At 71.5% G+C, this 23019-nt stretch carries 17 protein-coding genes; 4 read left to right on the top strand and 13 right to left on the bottom strand.

The window, feature by feature from the left end; translation table 11 throughout:
- Position 1: 1 nt before the first annotated feature.
- Positions 2–3136, bottom strand: coding sequence for a GH92 family glycosyl hydrolase (locus ACWEN0_RS36740; RefSeq protein ID WP_451984207.1), 3135 nt, complete (start codon positions 3134–3136; stop codon positions 2–4).
- A 156-nt stretch (positions 3137–3292) separates the two neighbouring features.
- Here ACWEN0_RS36740 and ACWEN0_RS36735 point away from each other — a divergent pair, with 156 nt between their 5' ends.
- Both ACWEN0_RS36735 and ACWEN0_RS36730 read left to right on the top strand, forming a co-directional pair.
- Positions 3293–3988 carry a response regulator transcription factor gene (locus tag ACWEN0_RS36735; protein ID WP_451984205.1) on the top strand — a complete coding sequence of 232 codons (696 nt, stop codon included), beginning with the start codon at positions 3293–3295 and terminating at the stop codon, positions 3986–3988.
- Positions 3978–5882 carry a sensor histidine kinase gene (locus ACWEN0_RS36730; RefSeq protein ID WP_451984203.1) on the top strand — a complete coding sequence of 635 codons (1905 nt, stop codon included), beginning with the start codon at positions 3978–3980 and terminating at the stop codon, positions 5880–5882. Before ACWEN0_RS36735 ends, ACWEN0_RS36730 begins: the two co-directional genes overlap by 11 nt.
- Positions 5883–7625: 1743 nt before the next feature.
- On the opposite strand, the gene ACWEN0_RS36725 is transcribed toward ACWEN0_RS36730, so the two are convergent.
- The 9 genes from ACWEN0_RS36725 to ACWEN0_RS36685 all read right to left on the bottom strand — a co-directional run bounded on the left by ACWEN0_RS36725 (position 7626) and on the right by ACWEN0_RS36685 (position 18427).
- Entirely contained in the window at positions 7626–8453 is an 828-nt protein-coding gene (locus ACWEN0_RS36725; RefSeq protein ID WP_451984201.1) for a carbohydrate ABC transporter permease, read from the bottom strand.
- Positions 8443–9327, bottom strand: a complete 885-nt coding sequence (locus tag ACWEN0_RS36720) for a carbohydrate ABC transporter permease (RefSeq protein ID WP_451984199.1) — start codon at positions 9325–9327, stop codon at positions 8443–8445. Before ACWEN0_RS36720 ends, ACWEN0_RS36725 begins: the two co-directional genes overlap by 11 nt.
- Complete coding sequence (locus ACWEN0_RS36715; RefSeq protein ID WP_451984197.1) at positions 9324–10613, bottom strand: ABC transporter substrate-binding protein; 1290 nt, start codon at positions 10611–10613, stop codon at positions 9324–9326. Before ACWEN0_RS36715 ends, ACWEN0_RS36720 begins: the two co-directional genes overlap by 4 nt.
- 74 nt (positions 10614–10687) lie before the next feature.
- Positions 10688–11743 (bottom strand): LacI family DNA-binding transcriptional regulator, encoded by a 1056-nt coding sequence (locus tag ACWEN0_RS36710; RefSeq protein ID WP_451984195.1) that lies wholly within the window; start codon positions 11741–11743, stop codon positions 10688–10690.
- A gap of 48 nt (positions 11744–11791) precedes the next feature.
- Positions 11792–13411: an FAD-dependent oxidoreductase gene (locus ACWEN0_RS36705; RefSeq protein WP_451984193.1), complete on the bottom strand. Its 1620-nt coding sequence runs from the start codon at positions 13409–13411 to the stop codon at positions 11792–11794.
- A gap of 270 nt (positions 13412–13681) precedes the next feature.
- Positions 13682–14833, bottom strand: a complete 1152-nt coding sequence (locus ACWEN0_RS36700) for a 4-hydroxybenzoate 3-monooxygenase (protein WP_451984191.1) — start codon at positions 14831–14833, stop codon at positions 13682–13684.
- Between the two features lie 69 nt (positions 14834–14902).
- Positions 14903–15640 (bottom strand): IclR family transcriptional regulator, encoded by a 738-nt coding sequence (locus tag ACWEN0_RS36695; protein ID WP_451984189.1) that lies wholly within the window; start codon positions 15638–15640, stop codon positions 14903–14905.
- A gap of 43 nt (positions 15641–15683) precedes the next feature.
- Positions 15684–17453 carry a chitinase gene (locus ACWEN0_RS36690; protein WP_451984187.1) on the bottom strand — a complete coding sequence of 590 codons (1770 nt, stop codon included), beginning with the start codon at positions 17451–17453 and terminating at the stop codon, positions 15684–15686.
- A 419-nt stretch (positions 17454–17872) separates the two neighbouring features.
- Positions 17873–18427, bottom strand: a complete 555-nt coding sequence (locus ACWEN0_RS36685; RefSeq protein ID WP_451984185.1) for an AAA family ATPase — start codon at positions 18425–18427, stop codon at positions 17873–17875.
- Positions 18428–18709: 282 nt separating this feature from the next.
- On the opposite strand from ACWEN0_RS36685, the gene ACWEN0_RS36680 reads away from it, so the two are divergent.
- A complete protein-coding gene (locus ACWEN0_RS36680; RefSeq protein ID WP_451984183.1) occupies positions 18710–19132 on the top strand; it encodes a hypothetical protein in 423 nt (140 codons plus the stop codon).
- On the opposite strand, the gene ACWEN0_RS36675 is transcribed toward ACWEN0_RS36680, so the two are convergent.
- The 3 genes from ACWEN0_RS36675 to ACWEN0_RS36665 all read right to left on the bottom strand — a co-directional run bounded on the left by ACWEN0_RS36675 (position 19110) and on the right by ACWEN0_RS36665 (position 22562).
- The gene (locus ACWEN0_RS36675; RefSeq protein ID WP_451984181.1) at positions 19110–21182 is read right to left on the bottom strand and encodes a serine/threonine-protein kinase; all 2073 of its coding nucleotides are present in this window, start codon (positions 21180–21182) and stop codon (positions 19110–19112) included. The genes ACWEN0_RS36680 and ACWEN0_RS36675 overlap by 23 nt on opposite strands.
- A complete protein-coding gene (locus ACWEN0_RS36670; RefSeq protein WP_451984179.1) occupies positions 21179–21970 on the bottom strand; it encodes a hypothetical protein in 792 nt (263 codons plus the stop codon). The genes ACWEN0_RS36675 and ACWEN0_RS36670 overlap by 4 nt, the downstream gene beginning before the upstream one ends.
- 355 nt (positions 21971–22325) lie before the next feature.
- Complete coding sequence (locus tag ACWEN0_RS36665) at positions 22326–22562, bottom strand: hypothetical protein (protein ID WP_451984177.1); 237 nt, start codon at positions 22560–22562, stop codon at positions 22326–22328.
- Here ACWEN0_RS36665 and ACWEN0_RS36660 point away from each other — a divergent pair.
- On the top strand, positions 22552–22932 hold the full coding sequence (locus ACWEN0_RS36660) for a hypothetical protein (RefSeq protein WP_451984175.1): 381 nt from the start codon (positions 22552–22554) through the stop codon (positions 22930–22932). The genes ACWEN0_RS36665 and ACWEN0_RS36660 overlap by 11 nt on opposite strands.
- Positions 22933–23019: the final 87 nt, after the last annotated feature.

The following is a 23019-nucleotide window of genomic DNA, read 5'->3' as shown; positions in this document are numbered from 1 at the left end:
GTCAGGCGAGGCCGATCGCGAAGACGTGCAGGTTCGCGTCGGCGGGCAGGGTCACCGAGGCGATCCGCTTCCCGGCCGGGGCGTCGAACGGCGCCGTCGCGTACACCGACGCCCCGCCACCCGGGCCACCCGGCTGGTTGCGGTGGTCGGTGCGCGCGACCAGGGTGTTGCCGAACACCGGGTCCGTGCCGCCGCCCGGGAAGACCCAGTCGCCGAACGACAGGTCGGCCTGGCCCGTGGTGCCGTCGGTGAACGTCACCGTCGCCTTGGCCTGGTGGTCGCCGTTCGACGCCGTGCCGATGAACGACAGCCGGGTCCCGGACACCTGGATCGTCTGGCCGGCCGGGACGACGTTGTCCGGCCGGCCCGCCGGCGCGGCGGGCCAGGTGAACGTCGTGCCCGCGGCCTGCGACGGCTTGCCGCCGACGAGCCCGGCCGCGGCCAGGGCCTGGCGCGAGAGGCTGTTCCCGGCGCCGTCGATGTCGGCCGACCCGGTGTCGCCGTCGTCGGAGATGCCGACGTTCGAGTACGCGGCCGCCGGCCCGCCCGGGGGCGCGACCAGCACGATCACCGACGACGACACCGTCGTCGCGCCGCCGCGGACGGTCACCGGCACCTGGTAGTAGCCCTCGGGCGTCCCGGCGGCCACGGAAACGCTCAGGTTGGCCGTGCCACTGCCGGTCCGGTCGTCGAGCCGCAGCTGCCGCGGGCCGGTCACCCGCACCCCGGCCGGTGCCGTCGTCGTCACGTCCAGAGAGCGATCGTGCCCGCCGAGCCGTTGTCCGCTGACCGTGACGGATCCGCCGCTCCCGGGCGCGACGGCGACCTGGTTGGTCGCCGACGCCAGGAACGGCTTTTCACTGTCGCGATAGGACGGCGGCTCGGCGTCCGCGGCCCAGCGCCGGTCCGGAGTGGACGCGAGCGAGAAGTCCAGCCGCCCGCCGTCGCGCGCGGTGTTCGCGGGCAGGTACGTGCGCTCCCAGTCGTGGCCGTTCAGCGACAGGTCGTGCACGTACGTCGCCGGCGCGTTCGGCGCGTGGATGTCGATCGTCCGGCCATTGGGGAGGGACAGCACCGCGCGTTCGAACAGCGGGCTGGCCACGACCAGGTCCGGCGTGCCCGGGGTTGCCGGGTAGATGCCGAGCGCGGCCCAGACGTACCACGACGACTGCGCGCCGAGGTCGTCGTTGCCCGGCTCGCCGTCCGGGGTGGCGCTGAACAACGTCGTCGCGATCTCGCGGACCACCTGCTGCGTCTTCCACGGCTGCCCGACGTGGTTGTACAGGAACGGCACGCCGAAGTCGGGTTCGTTGCCGGCCCACATGTTCGGCTCGTTCGGGCCGACGTTCAGCTTCTGGAAGAAGGTGTCCAACCGGGACGAAACCGCCGCGGGCCCGCCCATCGCCGTCACGAGACCGGCCGGGTCCTGCGGGACGAGCCAGGTGTACTGCGCCGCGTTGCCCTCGTCGAAGCCGTCCTGGCCGAACTTGCCGGGCGGCGGCGGGACGTAGGCCGGGCCGTCCGGGAAGCGGCCGTCCTGCGCGCGCGGCTGCAGGTACCCCGTCAGGGGGTTGAAGATGTTCTGCCAGTTCTGGCCGCGCCGGGTGAACTCGCGGGCGACGTCGCGGTCGCCGATCCCCTGCGCGAACTGCGCGATGGCGAAGTCGTCGATCGCCCATTCCAGGGTGATCGACGCGCCGACGCGCGCGTGGTCGCCGCGGGAGGCGTCGTTGTTCGGCATGTACCCGCGGGCGACGTAGTCGGCGACGCCCCGGCGTTCCTGATACGCGCCAGGTGTGTCGTCGACCGAAGTAGCCCCCTTGACCAGGTACTTCAGCGCCGTCTTGACGTCGAAGTCCCGCGCGCCGAACGCGTACAGGTTCGAGATCAGCGCGACCGAGCTGTCGCCGGTCATCTGCCCGGTGTAGCCGTTCGCCATCGGCCAGCGCGGCCACCAGCCGCCCTGCACGGCGTCGTTGGTCAGCGACTGCGCCATGTCGCTGGCTTCCTTCGGGAACAGCATGGCGTGCAACGGCGCGAGCGAGCGGTAGGTGTCCCAGTCGGAGAAGTTCGCGTACTGGTGCCGGCCCTTCGGCAGGGTCCGGACCTGGTTGTCGAAGCCGATGTACCGCCCGTCGGCGTCGTCGAAGGTGTTGGGGTGCATCAGCGAGTGGTAGAGCGACGTGTAGAACGTCTTGAGCTGCGCGGTATCGCGGCCCGCGACGCGGATCTTGCCCAGCGCCTGCGTCCACTGGTCCCGGGTGGACTTCCGGACGGCGGCGAAGTCGAAGCCCGGGACTTCCGCGGCGGCATTGGCTTTCGCGCCCTCGACGCCCACATAGGACATCGACACCTTCGCGTGCACGGTCGAGGAACCGAACGTCAGGTACGCGCCCGCCCGCGGCGAGTCGACGCTGTCGGTGCCGGGTTTGACGCTGGAGCCGTCCCACGTGCCGTGCGCGGTGAACGGCTGGTCGAACGTGATGGCGTAGTAGACGGTGTACTTGTTGCCCTTGCCGCAGAAGTTGCCGGTGGTGGCCGAGCCGCTGACTTCGCGGTCGCCGGTGATCTTCAGTGTGGCAGCGGAGTTCCCGGCGAGGCTGGCGCCGCCCTTGACCAGCACCTGCGGCGTCGAGCCGGCGGGGTAGGTGAACGTGGCGAGCCCGGTGCGCGTGGTCGCGGTCAGCTCGGCCCGGACCTTCGAGTCGGCGAGCGTCACGGCGTAGTAGCCCGGCTCGGCCTGCTCGCCGTCGTGGCTGAAGTGCTCGGTGCGGTCCCACGGCGCGCTGCCGACGTCGCCGGTCACCGGCAGGAGCGGCACGTCCCCGAACGCGTTGCAGCCGACCGACGCGTGGTCGAGGCTGAAACCTCGGATCTGGTCGGAGTGGTACTGGTAGCCGGCGTACGCGCCCTGGGTGTCCGGCGAGAACTGCATCATCCCGAACGGCGCCGCCGGGCCGGGGAAGTTGTTGATCTCGCCGACCGAGCTGCCGCCCCGGCCGGTGCCGATCAGCGGGTCGACGTACGCCGAAGGGTCGCCGACCAGCGATGACATCGTTGTCGGCGCCGCCGAAGCGACCGTGGGCACCCCGATCACCGCCGTCGCGACCAGCGCCGCCATGAACCTGTACCGCACCCGGAGCCTCCCAGAGCTGACAGCCTTGTCATCCGACCTTTGCCTGCGCCCGGCCCCCGGGTCAACACTTTGACAAAGACCTGGCTCGTGCCCGGAGGTATGAAGATCCGGTCAGGATCGGGTGGCGGCGCTGTCAGGACGCCTAACCTCGACGCCGTGTGCGCACGTGTACTGGTCGCCGAGGACGACGAGAAGCAGGCCGAGGTCCTCCGGCTCTACCTCGAGAGCGAAGGTCACACCGTGGTGCTGGCCCCGGACGGCCGCGCGGCCCTCGACGAGGCCCGCCGCGACCGGCCCGACCTGCTGGTCCTGGACGTGATGATGCCCAAGGTCGACGGCCTGGACGTCTGCCGGATCCTGCGCGGCGAGTCCGACGTCGCGGTGCTGATGCTGACCGCCCGCGCGACCGAGGACGACCTGCTCCTCGGCCTCGACCTCGGCGCCGACGACTACCTGACCAAGCCGTACAGCCCCCGCGAGCTGATGGCCCGCGTCCGGACCCTGCTGCGGCGGACGGCGTCCCGGAACGAACCGCCCGACACGGCGTTGCGCGCCGGCGCGCTGCGGCTCGACCCGGTGCGGCACGAGGTGTCGATCGACGGCCGCCCGGTGGAGACGACGCCCGGCGAGTTCCAGCTGCTGGAGACGCTGATCCGGCAGCCCGGCCGGGTGTTCACCCGCCGTCAGCTGCTGGAGCTCACCCGCGGCGACGACCGGTTCGTCAGCACCCGGATCATCGACGTCCACGTCCTCAACCTGCGCAAGAAGCTGGAGCCCGACCCGCAGAAGCCCGTCTACCTGCGGACCGTGTTCGGCGTGGGCTACAAGCTGACGGCGGAAGATGACGCGTAGCTTCCCCCGCAGACGCAGCCTGGTCGTCCGGCTGACGGCCGTCTCGCTGCTGATCGCGCTCGGCTCGATCGCCGCGACCGCGTGGCTCGCCGTGCAGACCACCACCCACGCGATCCAGCAGGAGCAGGGCCAGGCGCTCTCGGGCGACGCGACGATCTACACCGAGCTGATCGGCTTCGCGGCGGCCAACCACACCTGGGAGCAGGTCGGGCCGAAGGTGAAGGCGCTGTCCGAGCAGACCGGCCGCCGGATCGTGCTGACCACCCTGGACCGCCGCGTCCTCGGCGACTCCGGCGGCGCGCCGGTCACGCTGCCGGTGAAGGCGACGGCGTCGGTCGACCCGCTGCACGTCGACCCGGTCCTGCTGCCCCAGGCCGGGACGAGCGGCATCGACCCGCGCGCGGCCGGCCCGTTCCGGCTGCCGCCCAAGGAACGCGCCGACCTGGGCTCGCTCGCGCAGAAGGCGGCCGCCTGCCTCACCGCGCTCGGCTTCCCCAGCCAGGTGCGCGACGGCGCGAGCGGCCGCGCCCAGCTCACCGCCCTCGACCCGCTGGCCGCCCGCTACTTCGCGGCCAAGTGCGGCCTCTACGAGCTGGCCGAGCCGACGCCGACCGAGCAGGCCGCGCTCGACAGCCTCGACGAGGCCGTGAACCGCTGCCTGCAGGCCCAGGGCGCGGAGCCGGTGAAGCTCGGCCTCGACTTCGACGCCCTCGGCGTCGCGGACCAGGGACCCAGCCGGGCCTGCGTCGACTCCGCGCGCCGCGCGCAGCTGACGCCGTTCGTCGCGCCGCCGGCGTTGCTGTTCACGCTCGGCCCGGGCGGGTCGCAGCTGCCGACGTTCACGCTCTCGCGGGAGAACCTCACCCGGATCCTCGCGGTGACCGGCGGCGTGCTGGTGCTGGCCGCGCTGATCACCGTGCTCGTCGCGCGGCGGCTGTCCCGGCCGCTGCGCGCGCTGACCGAGGCGGCGAAGCAGGACCGGCCGGCACCGGTGAAGACCCGCGACGAAGTCGGCTACCTCGCCGCCGCGTTCAACGACCTCACCGCCCGCCGCGAACGCATCGAGGAGCAGCGCAAGGCGATGGTCAGCGACATCGCCCACGAGCTGCGCAACCCGCTCAACGTCATCCGCGGCCGGCTGGAGGCCGCCGAGGACGGGCACCTGCCGTTCGACCGGGCCCTGTCCGCGTCGCTGCTCGAGGAAACCGTGCTGCTGCAGCACATCGTGGACGACCTGCAGGACCTCGCCGCGGCCGACGCCGGGCACCTGCGGCTGCACCCCGAGCCGCTCGACGCGGCCGAGCTCGCCGGCCACGTCGCCGCCGCGCACGCCGACCGGGCCGCCGCAGCGGGCGTCACGCTCTCCGTCGAGGCCATCGGCTCGGCCGGGCTCGACGCCGACCCGGTCCGGCTGCGCCAGGTCGCCGGCAACCTGGTGACCAACGCGATCCGGCACACCCCGCCCGGCGGCCGGGTGACCGTGCACGTCCGGTCCACCGTGGACGCGGTGACGCTCGCCGTGGCGGACACCGGCGCCGGGATCGCCGCCGAAGACCTGCCGCACGTGTTCGACCGGTTCTGGCGGGCCGAGAAGTCCCGCAGCCGCCAGACCGGCGGCAGCGGGCTCGGCCTCGCCATCGTGCGGCACCTGGTGTCGGCGCACGGCGGCACGGTGACCGTCGAGTCCGAAGTGGACGTCGGCTCGACGTTCACCGTCCGGCTACCGAAGCCGGATCCCGGTGGTGAGGACGCCGGGGTGCGGGACGCGCAGGACGTGCAGCCGCCGCGCGCCGTCGCGGAGGAAGGTGACGGCGGTGGCCGTGACGGTCGCGGCCAGGGCCGTGCCCCAGCCGATGGCGATCGTCGTGCCCCCGCGGCGGATCGTCAGCCCTGACGCCGTCGCGTGCGCGTCGGCGCCGGGGGTGACCGGGGTGCCGTCGGCGAACCGCACGTCGTCGCCCGGGTGCAGGACCAGGGGGATCTGCTCGGTGAGCGGAGTCGTCCCCCGCACGGCCCGGGTGACGGTGTCGCGCGTGTTCGTCAAGTCGGTCCGGATGCGACTGTCCAAGGTGTACCGGACGACGACCGGGGCCGAACCGGGCACCTTGCGGCTGCCGTCCCACGGGCGGTCGCCGATGAAGAACTCCGCGTCGAGGAGGCCGCGGGCGTCCGGGCTGCCGCCGGGCAGAACGCTGGCCCAGCACTGGGTGTCGTCCTGCTGCGAGTCCACGACCATGCCCGCCCGGGGGTGCCAGAGCAGGCCCTGCGCGCCCCGGACGTAGGTCGATGCCCGTGTGCCCCAGAACCCGGCGAGGTACAGCTGCGGGCGCCGGACGTAGCAGTAGGTCTGGTTCAGCTCGTCATCCCGGCGCTGGACGGCGAAGTCGTTCGAACGCAGGTACGGGAGCTGCCGGATCGAGGCCTGCTTCTCCCCGCGCGACGGGAACGCCTCGCCGTAGGAGACGTGCGCGAGGATGCGCGGTGAAGTGTCCTGTTTGGCCGGTCCGATCGCCGGGCCGGGTACCTTCGCCCACTGCCTGCGCGTTTCGGCTCGGTCCTCGCGCGTGGTGAAGAACGCGGCCAGGTCCGGCACCTCCGGCACGAACAGCGAACCGAGGTTGGTCCGGTCGGGGTCCGGGATCACGTCGTCGTAGCAGGTCACGTGCGTGCGGCTCGACGTGGCGACGTAGGTCAGCGAGCCCGAGCCGTCCGGTTCGCGCACGACGTTGTAGCCGAACCAGTCCGCGAACTTCCGGGCCATCCCGACGACCGTGCGGTCGCGGGTCAGCGCGTGGATCTCGGCCAGCTCCGGGAGCATGACCTCGAAGTTGTAGTTGACGTCCATCCCGGTCGGTTCGTAGAAGAACCCGGCCGGGCTCTGGCCGTTCGCGGCGAGGAACTCGATCCGGTCGGCCAGCTGCCGGCTCAGCGTGGCGTCGGGTGTCAGGGTCAAGGCGAGCTGCGACGACGAAAGCCCGGACGTGTTCTGGTTGGCGAATTCGATCGGGTGCGCCCAGATCGGGTTGGCCGGGTTCAGGAACCACGTCATGCCCCGGTGCAGCGCGGCTTCCAGTTCGGCGCGCCGGGCGGGCAGCGCGTTGACCCGGCGCAGGTTGGCCAGGGTCTTCGCGAGGTAGCCCATGCCGAAACCGGTGGCCGCCTTGGACTTCTCGTCGACCGAGTACTCCGGCCACGACCCGTCGGCGTGCTGCAGGTTCAGGTAGTGCACGATCGCGGCTTCGAGCCGGTTCCGCAGCGCGGGATCCAGGTAATACGGGTTCCACGGGCGCCGGTTCGCGTAGAACCAGCTCAGCGTGTGGACGTGCTCCTGGACGCGGGCGTTGTACGGCTGGCTCGGCGTGCGCCACCAGCCGCCGCCGAAGAACCCCAGGGGGCCCGGATCCGTGCTGACATCGTTGACAATGCCCGGCAAGATGGCGAGGTAGGGCGCGAAGCGCTGCTCCTCGGGCGTGAAGAGCCGCCGGTCGGGCGCCCCGGCCGGGAGCGGGGCGAGCGGCGGGTACGGACCGGCCGGGGGTGGCACCGCCGCGGCCGCCGTGCGGGCGCCGACGAGGCCGAGCACCGTGGCGGCCGTGGCTCCGCCGAGGAAGGTTCTGCGATCGAGCACGACTGCCTCCTAGCCTTTCAGGCCGCTTTGGGCGAGCCCTTCGACGAACTGGCGTTGCGCGATGACGAACACGACCAGCACCGGCACGACCGTCGTGGTCGCGGCGGCGAGCTGGACGTTCCAGAGGTGGCCGCCGTAGACGTCGACGTACTGCGTCAGCGCCACCGGCAGGGTGAACATGCTCTTGTCGGTCAGGTAGACCAGCGGTTCCAGGAAGAAGTTCCACGTGTTGAGGAACGTGAAGATGGCGACCGCGGCCAGCGCGGGCTTCGCGATCGGCAGGGCGACGCGCCGGTAGAGCCCGAAGCGCGAAAGGCCGTCGAGCCGGCCGGCTTCTTCGAGCTCGCCCGGGATCGCGATGAAGAACTGCCGCATCACGAACGTCGCCAGCACGCTCGGCGCCCCGAAGACCGGGACGACGATGAGCGGCCAGTGCGTGTTGGTCAGGCCGAGGTCGTCGACCACCCGGAACAGCGGGATGATCGTGACCTCGCTCGGCACCATCAGTCCGATGAGGATCACCGCGAACAGCTTCTCGCCGCGGAACCGGATGCGCGCGAACGCGTACCCGGCGAGCGAGGAGAAGAACATCGTGCCGAGCGTGACGAGCACGGCGATGTAGAGGCTGTTGAAGTACTGCTGCGCCAACGGGAAGTCCGCGAACGCGGCCCGGTAGTTCTCCCACTGCGGCTGGTCCGGGAACAGCTTCGGCGGGTACGCGAGCACCTCGTTGGCCGGCAGCAGTGACGCCGTGATCATCCACCAGGTGGGGAACACGAACGGCACGGCCAGCACGACCATCACGGCGTAGCAGGCGATCTTCGCCCTACGACTCATGGAACACCCACCGCTTCCGCATCCGCCACTGCAGCAGCGTGAGCACGAGGATCACCAGGAACAGCACGACGGCCAGCGCGGAGCCGTAGCCGAGGTCGTGGTTGGCGAAGGCCTGCTGGTAGAAGTAGAACACCAGCACGTTGGTGCTGTCCGCGGGCCCGCCGAGGGTCAGCACCTGGATCTGCGCGAACACCTGCAGCGCGCCGGCGACGGTGATGATCGCGGTGAGCAACGTCGTCGGGCTGATCATCGGCAGGGTGACCGAGCGGAACCGGCGCCACGGCCCGGCGCCGTCCAGCTGGGACGCCTCCACAATGGACTGCGGGATGCCCTGCAGCGCGGCCAGGAACAGCACCATGTTGAGGCCGACGTTCTTCAGCACCTGCACCACGACCACCGACAGCATCGCGGTGCCGTTGCCGCGCAGCCAGTTCGGGCCGTCGAGGCCGATCGCCTGCAGCAGCGAGTTGATCCCGCCGTTGTCCTGCAGGAGGAAGTTCCAGACGATCGTCCACGCGACGAGCGTGATGACGACCGGCGAGAAGAAGACCGTCCGGAACACCGTGGTGCCGCGCAGCTTCAGGTTGAGCAGCAACGCGAGCGACAACGCCAGCGCGAGGTTGAGCACGACCAGGCCGACGCAGAAGATCGCCGTGGCGCGCGCTACCTTCGGCGCGGTCGGGTCGTCGAAGAGCTTCGCGTAGTTGCCCGCGCCCGCGAACGACGACGTCCCGGCCAGCAGGTTGACGTCCTGGAAGCTGTACCAGACCACCGCGACCAGCGGCGCGACGACGAAGGCGAGGAACCCGAGGGCCTGCGGGGCGACGAAGAGCCACCCCGCCAGCTCGTCACGCTTCTTCGTCGTCCACGTCATCGGCTCAGCGCCGGGTCGATGGCCTGGCAGACACCGGCCAGCGCGGCGGGCACGTTCGCGTCCGGCCTCCACATCGGGTCCAAAGCGGACTGGACGAGCGACGCGATCCGCGCGCTCCCGGTGTGCGACGGCAGCACCGCGCCGGTCTTGATCCCGTTCACCACGACGTTCTGCAGCTGCTCCTGGCTGAAGAGCGGGTTCGCCTTGGCGAGTGCCGCCGCGTTCAGCAGGCTGTCGCGAGCCGGCGGGAAGTACTGGCCGAGCTTCGCCGAGTTGGCCGGGTTGGTGAAGAACGCGAGGAAGTCCGCCGCGGCCTTGGCGTTCTTGCCCTTCACCGGCACGCCGATCCCGGCCTGGCCGATGACCTGCGCGTTCGCCTTCGGCCCGGCGGGCAGCGGGACGATGCCCCAGTCGAACGGCTTGCTCTTCAGCAGCCCGGCCCGGCTGATCTGGGCGATGGTCAGGCCGCTTTCCCCCGCGAAGAAGTCCGCCGTCGTGCCCGGGCCGGGCAGCGCCTTGTCGGTGAAGATCGCCTGGTGCAGGAACGTCATCGCGGACGTCATCTCCGGCGAGGTGAACCCGCAGGACCTGCCGTCCGGGCCCCAGGCGTCGGCGCCGAAGCCCCGCCAGACCGAGGCGAGCAGCACCCACTGCTTGTACTCGAACTCGCGGATGACCAGGCCGGCCTTGCCGGTGTCCTTCGCGGCGACCTGGGTGGCGATCTGCCTGGCCGCGTCCCAGGTCCACCGTCCGCTCGCGAGCAACTGGTCCGGCGTTTCGGTGATCCCCGCCTGGGTCAACAGGTTCTTGTTGTAGAACATGCCGAACGGCGAGGTCGAGAACGGGTAGGCGTACAGGCCGTCGTCCTTGGTCCACAGCTTGGTCGCGGACGGCACCAGTTCGCCCGCGTTGTACCCGGCGGCAGCGTCCAAAGTGGGCTTGAGGTTCGTGAGCGCTCCGGATTGGACGAAGTCCGGCGCGTCGCGCTCGAGGATCCACGCCAGGTCGGGCGGGTTGCCGCCGGAGAGCTGGGTGGTGAGCGCGGCCGAGTAGGCGCTGGTGTCCCCCGGGACGACGTCGAACTTGACCGACGTGACCTCCGGGTGCGCCGCGCGGTATTCGGCGGCGATGGAGTCGAAGAGGGCGAGCTGGTTCTTGTCCGTCGTCCAGACGGTCATGCGCAGGGCGATGTCCTTGTCGTCGCCGGCGCCGCCCGAGCACGCCGTCGAGGCCAGTGCGACGGCGGACAGGGCCGCGGCGAGCAGCCGGATTCTCCGGTAGGCCACGATGCCTCCTGGTTATTCGAATTATCAGCGACGGTAAGTGCCGCCGCCAGTGCTGTCAACAGGCCGCTCGGGCCTCAGCGGGAGTCTGGTGTGGAGGGTCTCGCCGTGGTGGCGCCCTCGTGGATCGTGCACGGCAGGAGCAGTTGGCGGGGCTTGGGGTTCTTCAGCAGCCCGACGAGCACGCGCACGGCGTGCCCGCCCATTTCGTGGCGCGGGATGCGGAACATCGACCAGTCCGTGCCGGTGCTCGGCACGGCGTGCGCGTGCGGCTGCTGCGACGGGTCGGCGTCCCCGAGCACCACGATGGACAGGTCTTCGGGCACGCCCAAGCCGAGCTCGTGCGCGCAGGCCAGGATGGCGTCCGCCATCGCCGAACTCTCGACGAGCAACGCCGTGACACCTTCTTCGCGTGCCTGTCGCAGCGCGACGGCCGGGTCTTCCTCCAGGAACACCAGCGGCGTCCGGCGGTGCCGGCGCGCCGCGGCTTCGTACCCGGCGCGGCGGTCGAGCGTCGGCTCGTTCTCCTCGGTCACGCTGAGCAGCCCGATCCGGCGGTGCCCGAGCCCCCACAGCCACTCGTGGACCTCACGGGTGGCCGCGACGTAGTCCGCGCCGACGTAGCTGATCGGCCCGGTCGGCGACTCGCGGCGGCCGACGAACACGAACGGGAACTGCTCCTCGACGAGCTGCGCGAGCTCCTGCGGGTCGTTGTGGCGGCCGAGCAGGATCGAGCCGTCGGCGATGCGGAGCCGGTTCGTGCCCGCCTCGTAGATCCGGCGGCGCCCGTCGCGGCGGCCACCGCTGGTGAACAGCAGCAGGTCGAACCCCTGCGCCTCGGCCTCCTCCTCGATGCCGAGCAGGAACGGCCGGTAGAAGTCGGCCACCCCGGACGGGAACACCGACTCGTAGGTGAACACGCCGAGGATCTGGTTGGACCCGCCGCGCAGGCGCCGGCCCATGATGTCCACGGTGTACCCGGTTTCGCGGAGCACCTGCTGCACGCGGTCGCGGGTCTCCGGCGTGATGCGCAGGCTGTCGGAGCCGTTCAGCACCATCGACACGACGGCCTGCGAGACGCCGGCCAGGCGTGCCACCTGGGCCTGCGTGACGCGGCCCGAACCCGCGGTCATCCGTGACTCCCTCCCGCGCGACTGTCCGGGACCTTACCGGCAGCACGATCAGTACCCCCGCACTTCCGGCCACCGGCGTTCCACCCCGGCGGCGTCCAGCACACGCGCGAAGTCCTCGAAGAGCCTGCTGTCGGTTCTGACGTCTCGCGGCTCGGCACCCTCGCCGAGCGCGAACGCGGCGAGCAGTCCGGCGACCTCGCCGATGTTCCACTCCACGGGGTGCAGCCGGAAGCAGCCGTTCGTGATGTGCGTGGTGCCGATGTTCTTGCCCGCGGGCAGAAGATTGGTCTTGCTGATCGGCAGCAGGGCACCCAGCGGGATCTCGTACGGCACGCTGGCGACGTCGATGTAGTTGTCCCCGCCGGTCGAGGGATGCAGGTCGATCCGGTAGCTCCCGACCCCGACGGCGTCCTCGCGGCGGACCCGGCCGTCGACGCCGAGGATCTCCGCCGAGACGTCGTGCTCGGTGACGGTCGTGACGGCCTTGATGCGCCTCGCTTCGCGCACGTACGCCGACTTCGCGAGGCCGTCCTTCGTGCCGGTGACGTCGGGGCGCAGCCGGAGGCCGGGGAAGCCGGTGCCGCCGTCCGCGCGGGGCGCCTCGGTCTGCAGCCAGTACAGCACGGACAGGCTGAGCTGCTTGGCTTCTTCGTGCGCTTTCGCGACGTCCGCCTCGGTCGTGTGGCCGGGGATGGTCAGCGCCGGCTTGAGCCAGTAGTCGTTGAGGGGCCAGTTGACCAGGGTGATGTCGGAGTCGAAGGCGCCGTCGGTGTGGAGGTTGCGGGCGAGGATGCGGCGGAAGGCCCACAGTTCCTTGTCACCGGCGTCGGCGCTCTGGTCTGCGCTCACGGCGAGCGGGTCGCCCGGCGGGTTCGGGACGAAGGTGCGTTTGACCGGCTCGAGCGTCCGGGGGTCGGGCGCGACGAAGCCGAGCAGCGGGCCGGGCCAGAAGTCCGGCTGGTAGTCGCGCCAGAAGCCGTACGTCTCCGGCTTGTCGATGACGTGGTTTTCGCCTTCGTGGTGGGAAACCGCGAAGCAGTACGTGATGCCCTGGAGGTTGGCGGGGTCGGCCTGCTCGGGGGCGTTCGGTTCGCCGTGCTCCGCCCGGGATTCGGCGCCGGTGACGTGTTCGGTGCCGGTGAGCGGCAGGAGGTCGCCGTTCTCGGTGGCGTCGAGGACGTACCGGGCCTTGACGGTGACGCGGTCTTCGCCGTTCTCGAGCGTCACGGCGTCGACGCGGTCGCCGGTGGTGTGCGCCCCGACCGGGCGGTGGTGGCGGAGGACGTCGATCCGCCCGGCACTGACGTGCGGCGCGAGCATGGCCTCGAGGACGGCCAACGCGACCCGGGGTTCGTGGCAGAGCTTGCTGACCCGCCCCGCGCCGGGGTTCAGCTCCGGGTGCTTCGCGGCTTCGGCGCGCAGCGGGTAGTGCCGGCGGTAGTGGTCGCGGATGCCCGCGCGCAGGTCGCGGTAGGTGCGGGTGGACCCGAACCGTTCGATCCAGGGGTTTTCGTCCGGCGGCACGGCCTGGGCGGTCAGCTGCCCGCCGACCCAGCCGGTCTCCTCGGTGAGCACGACCCGGCGGCCGTGGGACGCCGCGGCCAGCGCGGCGGCCACCCCGCCCAGCCCCCCGCCGACCACCAGAATCTCCGTGTCCAGTTCCCTCATAAAGCCTTCCCGCACTGATAATTCGAATTACTACGCAGGTATGGTGCGCCGTACGAGGCCAAGACGTCAAGCCCAGGCTCGTGCACCAAGAGGCATCACCCGTGATTGAGCAGGCATCACCCGTGATTGAGCAGGCATCACCCGTGATTGAGCAGGCATCACCTGTGATTGGCGGGGCATCACGCTGATGCCCTGCCAATCACAGGTGATGCCCCTCCAGACACGCGTGATGCCTTTCTGATCACGCGTGATGCCCCTCCCGTCACGGGGTTACAGGGGCAGGCCTGCGTAGTTGTCGGCCAGTTCGGTCTTCGCGGCCGTCGAACTCGCGGTGCGGCGGAGCTGGGAGAGCTGGAGCTGGGCGTCGAAGTCGTCGCCGTGGCGGTGCAGCATCGACGTCATCCACCACGAGAAGTGCGTGCACCGCCAGACGCGCTTCAACGCCGTCTCCGAATAGGCCTCCGCGAGCCGGTCGTCGCCGCGGAACGACGCCGTCAACGCGCGCGCCAGCAGGGAGACGTCGGCGACCGCGAGGTTCAGGCCCTTCGCGCCCGTCGGCGGCACGATGTGCGCCGCATCCCCGGCCAGGTAAAGGTTTCCGTGCCGCATCGGCGTCGCGACGAAGCTCCGCATCGGCAGGACGCTCTTCTCCGTGATCGTGCCCGTCTCGAGCGTCCAGCCCGAGTGGGCGAGACGCGTCGAGAGCGCCGTCCAGATCCGGTCGTCGCTCCACTCGGCGATGTCCTCGTCCGGCGCGACCTGCAGGTAGAACCGGCTCACGTGCGGCGACCGCATGCTGTGCATCGCGAAGCCGTCCGGGTGCCAGGCGTAGATCAGCTCGTCCGCCGACGGCGCGACATCGGCCAGCACGCCCAGCCACGCGAACGGGTACGTCCGCTCCCAGAGCTGCGGCGCGGGGATCGACGAGCGGCTCGGCCCGTGGAACCCGTCGCACCCGACGACGACGTCGGCGTCGACCCGCCGAGCCGCCCCCGAAGAGTCCACAAAGGTCACGTGTGGCGAGCCCGTGACGTCGTGCAGGGTGACGTCCGACGCCGAGTAGAACGCCGGGCGGCCCGCCTTTTCCCGCGCCGCCATCAGGTCCTTGGTCACCTCGGTCTGCCCGTAGATCGTCACCGACCGCCCGACGAGGTCGACGAAGTCCAGGTGGTGACGCTCCCCCGGCCACTGCAGGTGGATCCCGCGGTGCTCCATGCCTTCGACGTCGAGCCGGGTCCCGAGGCCCGCCGAGCGCAGCAGCTCGACCGTGCCCGCCTCGAGCATGCCGGCGCGGATCCGCGCCTGGACGTACTCGGCGGTCTGCCGCTCGACGAGCACCGAGTCGATGCCTTCGAGCCCGAGCAGGTGGGACAGCAGCAGCCCGGCCGGGCCGGCGCCGACGATGACGACCTGGGTGCGCACGGAACGTCCTTTCACGCGGAGAGCCCGAGCATGGGCCACCCACCGGGCCGCACTCTACGACATTCTCGTTCAGTGAGAGAGCGTCCGCGAGATTCCCCGCGCCGCCGCGCGCAGCGCCGGGATCTGCATCCGCGCGTTGCGGTCGTTGGGCACGATCACCGACAGCGCCGCGACGACCCGGCCGCCCGGCCCCCGCAGCGGCACGGCGATCCCGGTCGTCTCCTCGTCGATGAAGCCGGCGCAGTACGCGTAGCCGTCGCGCCGGACGTCGGCGAGGAACCGCCGCAGCCGCGCCGGATCGGTCAGCGTCGTCCGGCGGAACGCGCCGAGCGGGCCCGCGAGGACCTGTTCCTGCAGGTCGGCGGGCGCGTGGGCGAGCAGCACGAGCCCGGACGACGACGCGTGCAGCGGCAGCCGCCCGGCCACCCGCGTCACGTTGACGACCGCGCCGGGCGCGGAAAGCCGCTCGACGAACAGCACCTCGCGGTCCTCCAGCACGGCGAGCTGCGTGTGGTGCCCGACGACGGCGTGCAGGTCCTCCATGAACGGCAGCGCCGCCTCGCGCAGCCCGAGCGTCGGCGACGCGCGCGACGCGAGCTCCCACAGCCGGACACCCACTCGAACCCTCCGATCGGGGTCGCGCCGCAGCCAGCCGTGCCCGACCAGCTCTTCGACCAGCCGCGACGCCGTCGCGACGTGCAGGCCGGCGCGCCGCGCGATGTCGGTGACGCGCAGCGCGGGCGCGTCCGGTTCGAACGTCTCGAAGATCCGGACGACGCGCGTCAGCACGGAGTCGCGTTTCACCACGTCAGGCAGTGTGCCCCACCGGGGCGGGGCACACCGCCCGGCGTCACGGCAGCGAGTTCAGGAACGGCTCGTGGCTGTTCTGGAACTCCCAGTTGTAGTACCTGTCCCAGTTGATCGACCACGTCATCAGCCCGCGCAGCGCCGACGACGTGCCGCCGCGCAGCGTGTACGAGCCGCAGCCACTGCCCTTGACCAGGCAGTTCACCGCCGTCTGGACGTCCGCGGGCGAGGTGTAGCCGTTGCCGGCGCTGACCGCCGCGGGCAGGCCGATCGCGATCTGGTCCGGCCGCAGCCCGGGGAAGAACTGCCCGGTGTTCGCCACGGTGAAGCCGGCCTTGAGCATGTCGGTCATCGCGATGTGGAAGTCCGCGCCGCCCATGGTGTGGTACTGGTTGTCGAGGCCCATGACCGGACCGGAGTTGTAGTCCTGGACGTGCAGCACGGTCAGCGAGTCCCGCAGCGCGTGGATCACCGGCAGGTACGCGCCGGTCCGCGCGTCACCGGCGCTCGTGCCGCCGTAGAACTGGTAGCCGACCTGCACGAAGAACGTCTCCGGCGCCATCGTGAGGACGAACCCCGAGCCGTACTTGGCCTTGAGCGACTTCAGCGCGGAGATCAGGTTGACGATCACCGGCGTGGTCGGGTTGCGGAAGTCGTTGTCCCCGGCGTTGAGCGACAGCGAGTGGCCCTCGAAGTCGACGTCGAGGCCGTCGAGGCCCCACTTGTCGATGATCGCCGAGACGGAGCTGACGAACTTGTCGCGCGCGGCGGTCGTCGTCAGCTGGACCTGGCCGTTCTGGCCGCCGATGGAGATGAGGACCTTCTTGCCCTGCGCCTGCTTCGCCTTGATCGCGGCGACGAAGTCGGCGTCGCTCTCGACGTTCGGGCATTCGGTGGCGGAGCAGCGATTGAAGCGGATGTCCCCCGAGGTGACGGACGTCGGCTCGCCGAACGCGAGGTCGATGATGTCCCAGGCGGCCGGGACGTCCGCCATCCGGATGTAGCCGGAGCCGTTCGCGAAGCTGGCGTGCTGGTAGCCGATGAGCGCGTGTTTCGGCAGGCCGGTGTCGACGCAGCCGGTGGTGGTGGCACTGGTGGTCGCGCTCTTCGGGGATTCACCGGCGCCGTTGTAGGCGGCGACGGCGTAGCTGTGGGTCGTGCAGGCGCCCAGGCCGCTGACGGTGGCGCTGGTCCCGCTGGTCGTCGCGACGACGGTGCTGCCTTCGTAGACGCGGTACCCGGTGACGGTCCCGGCGCTCGCGCCCCAGGTCAGGGCGATGGAGTTGGTCGTGACGCCGCCGGTCGCCGGGGTCCCGGGCGCGCCGGGGGTGCCGGGGGTGCTGCCGCCGGGCCCGTCGAGGACGACGTCGTCGGCGTAGTAGGTGCCGGCGCCGTACCAGCCGTGGAGGTAGAGCTGGGCGGAGGTCTGGCTGCCGGTGGTGAAGGTGAGGCTGAGCTGGTTGTAGACGCCGGAGTTGCCGGACCAGGTCGAGGCACCGCCGGTGATCCCGAGGTAGACGGGGTTCCCGCGCACCCAGGCGGACACGGTGTAGGTGGTGTTCGGCTGAACGGACACGGTCTGCGAGCACTGGGCGTAGTCGGCCCCGACGGGCGTTCCGGCGAGGGCGTAGCTGCCGCCGTGCACGGGAGTGCTGACGGTGGTGGCGTTGGCGCAGGTCCAGCCGGAGAGCGAGCCGGCTTCGAAGCCGGGGTTGGCGAGGAGGTTGGCGGCCTGCGCGGGCGTCCCGGCCACCAGACCGGAGAGCGCCAGCACAACGGCGGCGAGGGTTGCGGACAGTCTGGAACGCCTCATCGGGTCCTCCAGTCGGGGAGAGACCTCTTATTGTCTAGACCAATATGTAAAATGTCCAGACCAACCGAGAGTGATGGAAGGCTGTGGTGCACCTGCCGCATCCACTGGCGGTGACGGACAGGCCGAGCCTCGGCGGGCCCGCCTTCGACCGGCGACCGTGCCAGCCTCGGTGCGTTAGCCGCCCGCAGCTTCGACGGCCTCCGACAGATCGCCGTGCAGGCCTCGGCGACCCGTGCCAGCCTCAGCGCCTTCGCCGCCCGCAGCTTCGACAGCCTCCGGCAGACCGCCGCGCAGGCCTCGGCGACCCGTGCCAGCCTCAGCGCCTTCGCCGCCCGCAGCTTCGACAGCCTCCGGCAGATCGCCGTGCAAGTCTCGGCGGCCCGGCGAGCCAGGCTTTCGCCGCCCGCCCGCGGCCGACCTCAGCAGGCGACCAGCAGCTTGGCCACCACCCGCGTGCGGCCCGCCCGGGCGCGGTCGATCACCTGCACGCTCCGCCACCCCGTCGGCACCCGAGAAGCGAGCAACTCCTCCCGCCACTTGCCCACCCGCCGGACGTGGCGGGCGAACGACCGCGGCCGCACCACGCGGCCGCGGCTGCGCTGGCCGGCCAGCGCCTGCGACGCCGGCACGTCCAGGAACAACAGCCGGACCGGGCGGCCGCTCACCACGCCCACCAAAGCCAGCAGCGCGCGGGTCGAAGCGCGCGTCGACGGCTCGTGGACCACCAGTGGCCCGGCCGCCGACAACGCGCGGCCGACCACTCGCGCCCGGTGCCACGCGTGGACCACCGGCCGGTAGCAGCGGTACGGCACTCGCGGGACCGCCGCCGCCAGGCGGGCGCGGACCTCGTCGGAGTCCAGCACCGGGAGGCCCGGCGCCGCGTGGCGGAGCATCGTCGTCTTGCCCGCTCCGGGCAGGCCCGCCACGACGAGCATGTCGCGTGGCCCGAGTTCGATGACAGTGGGCTCGCTCATGCCCTGCCAACGTCCCGGCAAAGGTAATGGTTCCTTTACCTTCAGCTCACCCAGCGTGATCGAAATCGAGCGGGACCCGTCCGTGCGGCGGACACCACCCCGAAAGAGCAGCCGTGCTCACCTCGCGTGCCCGACGTCACCCGGTTGCCTGAAAACCCATGCACGGCAAGGCATCCAACGCCCGGGAACCCTTCGGGTGAAGATCGTCCGCACCTCTTCACGGCGTCCGGATTTTCCCTATCTTCTGAAAGGGACGCACAGTGAGAACAAGGGGAACGAGTCATGACCCAGTCGCTGGAACTCCCGGTCCAGGAATTCTGTCTCGATTGGACGCTCACCGGTGACGAAGGCGGCCGGGTCGGGGTCACGCTCTCCGGGCAGGTCTCGCTGCTCGACAACAACCGGTTCTACAAGATCGACGGCGTCGTCTACGTCACCGAGGGCGACGCCGACATCCGCGCCGTCGGCAACCCGTGCCTGTCCGTGCGGCGCAACGGCGTCGAGAAGTCCGGACGCCAGTGGGGCTGGGAGATGTGCTCCGCCCGCAAGCGCCTCGGCGCGCTGAACACGATGGAGGGCTACTTCGTCCGCACCGGCTACTGGGCGCCCGCCGACCGCGCGATCCAGCTGAGCCTCTGCGCCGAAACCGGGTGGAGCCGGCGCAAGAGCTACAGCCCGCAGGTCACCGTCCGGATGGTCGACTGACCACAGTGGACGCCCGGCGCCGCGCCGCCGCGACGACGAGCCCGGCCGCGACCGCGCCGGCCACCGCGCACCCGGCGCCGAACCCCGGCGACGGCTCGTGCACGCGCAGCACCGAAACGCACAACCAGACCACCGCGCCGAACAGCAGCCCCAGCACGGGCGCGCCGACCGAAGCGCCGCGCCAGGGGTGGCCGTTGCGGATCGTCCGCAGCCCGGACTCGAGGTAGGCGAGCGCGAACAGCGCCAGGATGAGACTGCCCGCGCCCATCGCGCTGGCCAGCGGGTGCTGGCTGGTGAGCAGGGTGAAGGTCCGGGTGTCGGTGCCGGTTCGCACCGTCGCGGTGACGGCACCGCCGACGATCCACCGCGCGAGCGCGGGCAGGGTGAGCTGCGCGGTGAAGCCGTTTCCGGCCGGTTTCGCGTCAGTTTCGGCCGAGCCGAGCGGGATGCCGGCCGCGGACAGCGAAAGCGCGACGTGCCCCGGGTTCCCGGCGCCGGTCAAGGTCAGCGGCTTGCTCAGGTCCACCTCCACCGGCGACGACACGGGCGAGCCCGCGAGGTTCAGCGCGGACGACGCCGGGTGCGGCAGCCGCGCCGGGTTGAGCAGCGCGAGCACGACGAGCACGATCGCGGCCGCCCCCGCGGCGAGTCGCAGCCACAGGACGGCCGCCGAGCCGCGCGCTTGGTGGGACGCGGGGTCGAGCGGGCCGGAACCGTCGCCGGCCCAGCCGGAACCCGGGCCGCCGCCGGCCGCATCGGCGCCGGGGCCCCAGCCGCCACTCGCCGCGCCGGCTCCCGCACCGCCGCCTGGCCAAGCGGAATCCGGGCCACCGCGCGCCACACCGGCCCCCGGCCAGCCGGAATTCGGACCACCGGCCCCGGCACCACCGCCAGTCGCACCCCCGCCCGCAACGCCGACCCCCGCACTGCCGCTTGGCCAAGCGGAATCCGGGCCACCGCCCACCACACCGGCCCCGGCACCGCCGCCAGCCGCACCACCGCCCGCAACTCCGGGTGAGCCGACACCCCAGCCGCCCGGGCCTGCGGTGTCCGCCGCGCCGCTCGGCGCGACCAGCGTCGCGTTCGGGCCGGACGGTCGCTGGACACGGCGCGTCCGGGCCTCCTCCGGCGGGGCCGGTGCGGTCGCCGAGTTGAGGCCCGCGATCACCCGGGGCGTCAGGTGCAGCACCGGCACGCCCGAACGTTCGAGCCAGCCCGGGCCGTACACCGCCGTCGCGGCCGCGGCCAGGTCGGCTGCGAAAGACTCGGCTTCGCGGTAGCGCGAGTCGAGTTCGCGCGCCAAGCCGCGCATGATCACTCCGGCGATCGGCATCGGCACGCCGGAAATCGGGCGCGGGTCGGTGAACATGTGCTGGCGCATCATGCTGATCGCGCCGCGTGTGTTGTCGAACGGCAGCTGGCCGGACAGCAGCTCGTACAGCACGGTGCCGGCCGCGTAGACGTCGGCCGCGGGGCTCAGGGCGTTGCCCATCGCCTGCTCCGGCGCGATGTAAGCCGGGGTGCCGAGGATCTCGCCGCCGTGCGTGACGAGCGTGGCGCCCTCGCTGATCACCCGCGCGATCCCGAAGTCGGCCACCTTCACCACGCCCTGCAGGTTGAACAGCAGGTTCCGCGGCTTGACGTCGAGGTGCAGCACGCCCGCCCGGTGCGCCGCGTGCAGTCCGGCGAGCATCGCCAGGCCGATCGCGCAGGACTGCTCGCCGCTGAGGCCGTCGCCGTGGAAACGGCTGTGCACGGTGCCGCCGTCGAGCCGTTCCATCACCAGCAGGTGCTCGCGGCCGGTGCGGACGTAGTCGTACACCGGCACGATGTGCGGGTGGTCGAGGCTGGCCAGCACGCGGGCCTCGCGGTCGAACAGCTCGCTGCTCGTCTGGTGGTTGAGCACGTCCCAGGGCAGCTGCTTGATCGCGACGCTGCGCCCCAGCGACCGGTGCACGCCCGCGAAGACGACCCCCATGCCGCCTTCGCCGATCTCCGCCCCGATGTCGTACTGCGGCAGCGCGGCGACCAGCTCGGCCGGTGCGCTCATCGGGTGAATTCCTGCGTGGAGGGGACAGCCATCCGCACGGTCTCGTCACTCCTGGTGACAGCCGGCGGCGCCGGGTGCGGCGTCAGGTAGCCGAGCAGGAACGCGATCGCCGCGGCGCCCAGCACCACCGGGATCTCGATCGCCGGCTCCGGCGGCACCAGCCGCAGGACGGACAGCGAGATGACCGCGACCAGCCCGGTCCCGAACCCGGCGGGCAGGAACCGCAGGCCGCGGCGCCAGCGGTTGGGCGCCAGCCGGTGCCGCGCCAGCGCGAGCAACGCCGTCAGCCAGGCGAGCACCGTGAGCACGAGCATCGCCAGGCCGAAGACGCCGTAGACCGACCAGAAGGAACCGCGGACGTCCGCGACGGTCGTCGCTTCGCCGAGCGTGCCGCGCTGGGCGTCGAGCAGCTCGACCGACGACGGCAGCAGCCCGGTCGCCTGCCCGGCGAGGTCGCCGAGGTCGAGCACGAACGTCCGGGTGACCGAGCCCCGCGCGGGCACGTCGAACGGCGCTGTCGTGTCGTAGGCGAAGAAAGTGAGGGCGAGCGCGACGCCGGAGAGCCGCACGCTGCGCACCCGCACCGGCGCGGTGCCCGAGTTGGTGGCCACGACCCGCAACTCGACCTGCTTGGCCGGATCGACCGGGACGGTCGCGTCCGCGATCGGCTGCCGGTCGATGGCGACCTGCACGCCGAGCGAGCCGGAATCCGCCGCCGACGCCGGTGGCGCGCCCAGCACCACCGCGCACAAACCCAACGCAACCCCCGCCGCGATGACACGTCCCATTGGGCATCCCCTACTTGCGTTATCCGACTGGTCCGGAATGCTACAGCGAGCACACACCGGGGAGGGACGTCCCAATGCGATTCGTGGTTCGCCTGTTTTTGGCAGCGGCGGCGGGAGCGACGCTCCTTCTGGCCTTCGCGGGTAACGCCAACGCACAATACACCTCAACGGTTGGTTTGAAACCGTCGAGCGGGCAGGCCGGGAGTTCCTTCACCATTTCCTGGAATTTCTACCCATGCGGCACTGCGATCACTTTCTCCTGGAACGGGACGCCGATGTGGACGGCGAACGCGACCCTCCAGCAGACCAGCGGCACGGTCGCGGCCACGGTGCCCGCGGGGACCCAGCCCGGCACCTACCCGGTCACCGGCACGTGCACCAACGCGCGGACCAAGCAGCCGCTCACCGCGAGCAGCCGGTTCACCGTCACCGGGGTCACCACCACGACCCCGCCGCCGCCGACGACCACGCCGCCCGTCGTGACCACCACGCCGACCCGGCCCGGCACCACCACGACCCCGCCCCGCACGACCACCACCCCGCCGAGCACCACGACCACGCCGCCGACCTCCACCACTCCCGTGTCCACCACACCCGGCACCCCGGCCACCACCAGCACCGAGCCCAAGCCGGGGGAACTGGTGCTCGACCGGCCGAGCGTCCAGCCCGGCGACGAACTCTCCGCTTCCGGGAAGGGCTGCGAGCCGAGCCGGATGGTCACCCTGACCGCCGACGGCGCGGAGGTCGGCTCCGCCTACACCGACGCGTCCGGCGCCTTCACCGCGCCGGTCGAGTTCACCCGGATCGAGGCCGGGCGGCACACCGTCGTCGCCGAGTGCGGGGTGCGGCTGACCGGGACCGTCGACCAGGTCGTGACGCGGTCGTCCGGCGGGCAGACGAGCACGCTGGTCGTCCTGGTGTTCTTCGTGCTCGCGGGCATCACGGTGATCCGCTTCCGGTGATCCCCGGTTGACATGCAGCCGTTTGGCTGCCTATCGTGCATAGGCAGCCTCGCCGGGCCTCCTCTTCCCGGCCGTTCTTCACCAGCC

Source organism: Amycolatopsis sp. NPDC004378 (assembly GCF_053602455.1).
The sequence above is the reverse complement of the archived record's forward strand: the minus strand, read 5'-3'. Positions and strand labels throughout refer to the sequence as shown.

Coding starts and splice junctions, on each gene's coding strand:
- ACWEN0_RS36675 (WP_451984181.1), bottom strand. CDS start 21,182: ATGAGCGCACCGGCCGAGCTGGTCGCCGCGCTGCCGCAGTACGACATC.
- ACWEN0_RS36690 (WP_451984187.1), bottom strand. CDS start 17,453: ATGAGGCGTTCCAGACTGTCCGCAACCCTCGCCGCCGTTGTGCTGGCG.
- ACWEN0_RS36685 (WP_451984185.1), bottom strand. CDS start 18,427: ATGAGCGAGCCCACTGTCATCGAACTCGGGCCACGCGACATGCTCGTC.
- ACWEN0_RS36725 (WP_451984201.1), bottom strand. CDS start 8,453: ATGAGTCGTAGGGCGAAGATCGCCTGCTACGCCGTGATGGTCGTGCTG.
- ACWEN0_RS36705 (WP_451984193.1), bottom strand. CDS start 13,411: ATGAGGGAACTGGACACGGAGATTCTGGTGGTCGGCGGGGGGCTGGGC.
- ACWEN0_RS36720 (WP_451984199.1), bottom strand. CDS start 9,327: ATGACGTGGACGACGAAGAAGCGTGACGAGCTGGCGGGGTGGCTCTTC.
- ACWEN0_RS36680 (WP_451984183.1), top strand. CDS start 18,710: ATGACCCAGTCGCTGGAACTCCCGGTCCAGGAATTCTGTCTCGATTGG.
- ACWEN0_RS36670 (WP_451984179.1), bottom strand. CDS start 21,970: ATGGGACGTGTCATCGCGGCGGGGGTTGCGTTGGGTTTGTGCGCGGTG.
- ACWEN0_RS36710 (WP_451984195.1), bottom strand. CDS start 11,743: ATGACCGCGGGTTCGGGCCGCGTCACGCAGGCCCAGGTGGCACGCCTG.
- ACWEN0_RS36730 (WP_451984203.1), top strand. CDS start 3,978: ATGACGCGTAGCTTCCCCCGCAGACGCAGCCTGGTCGTCCGGCTGACG.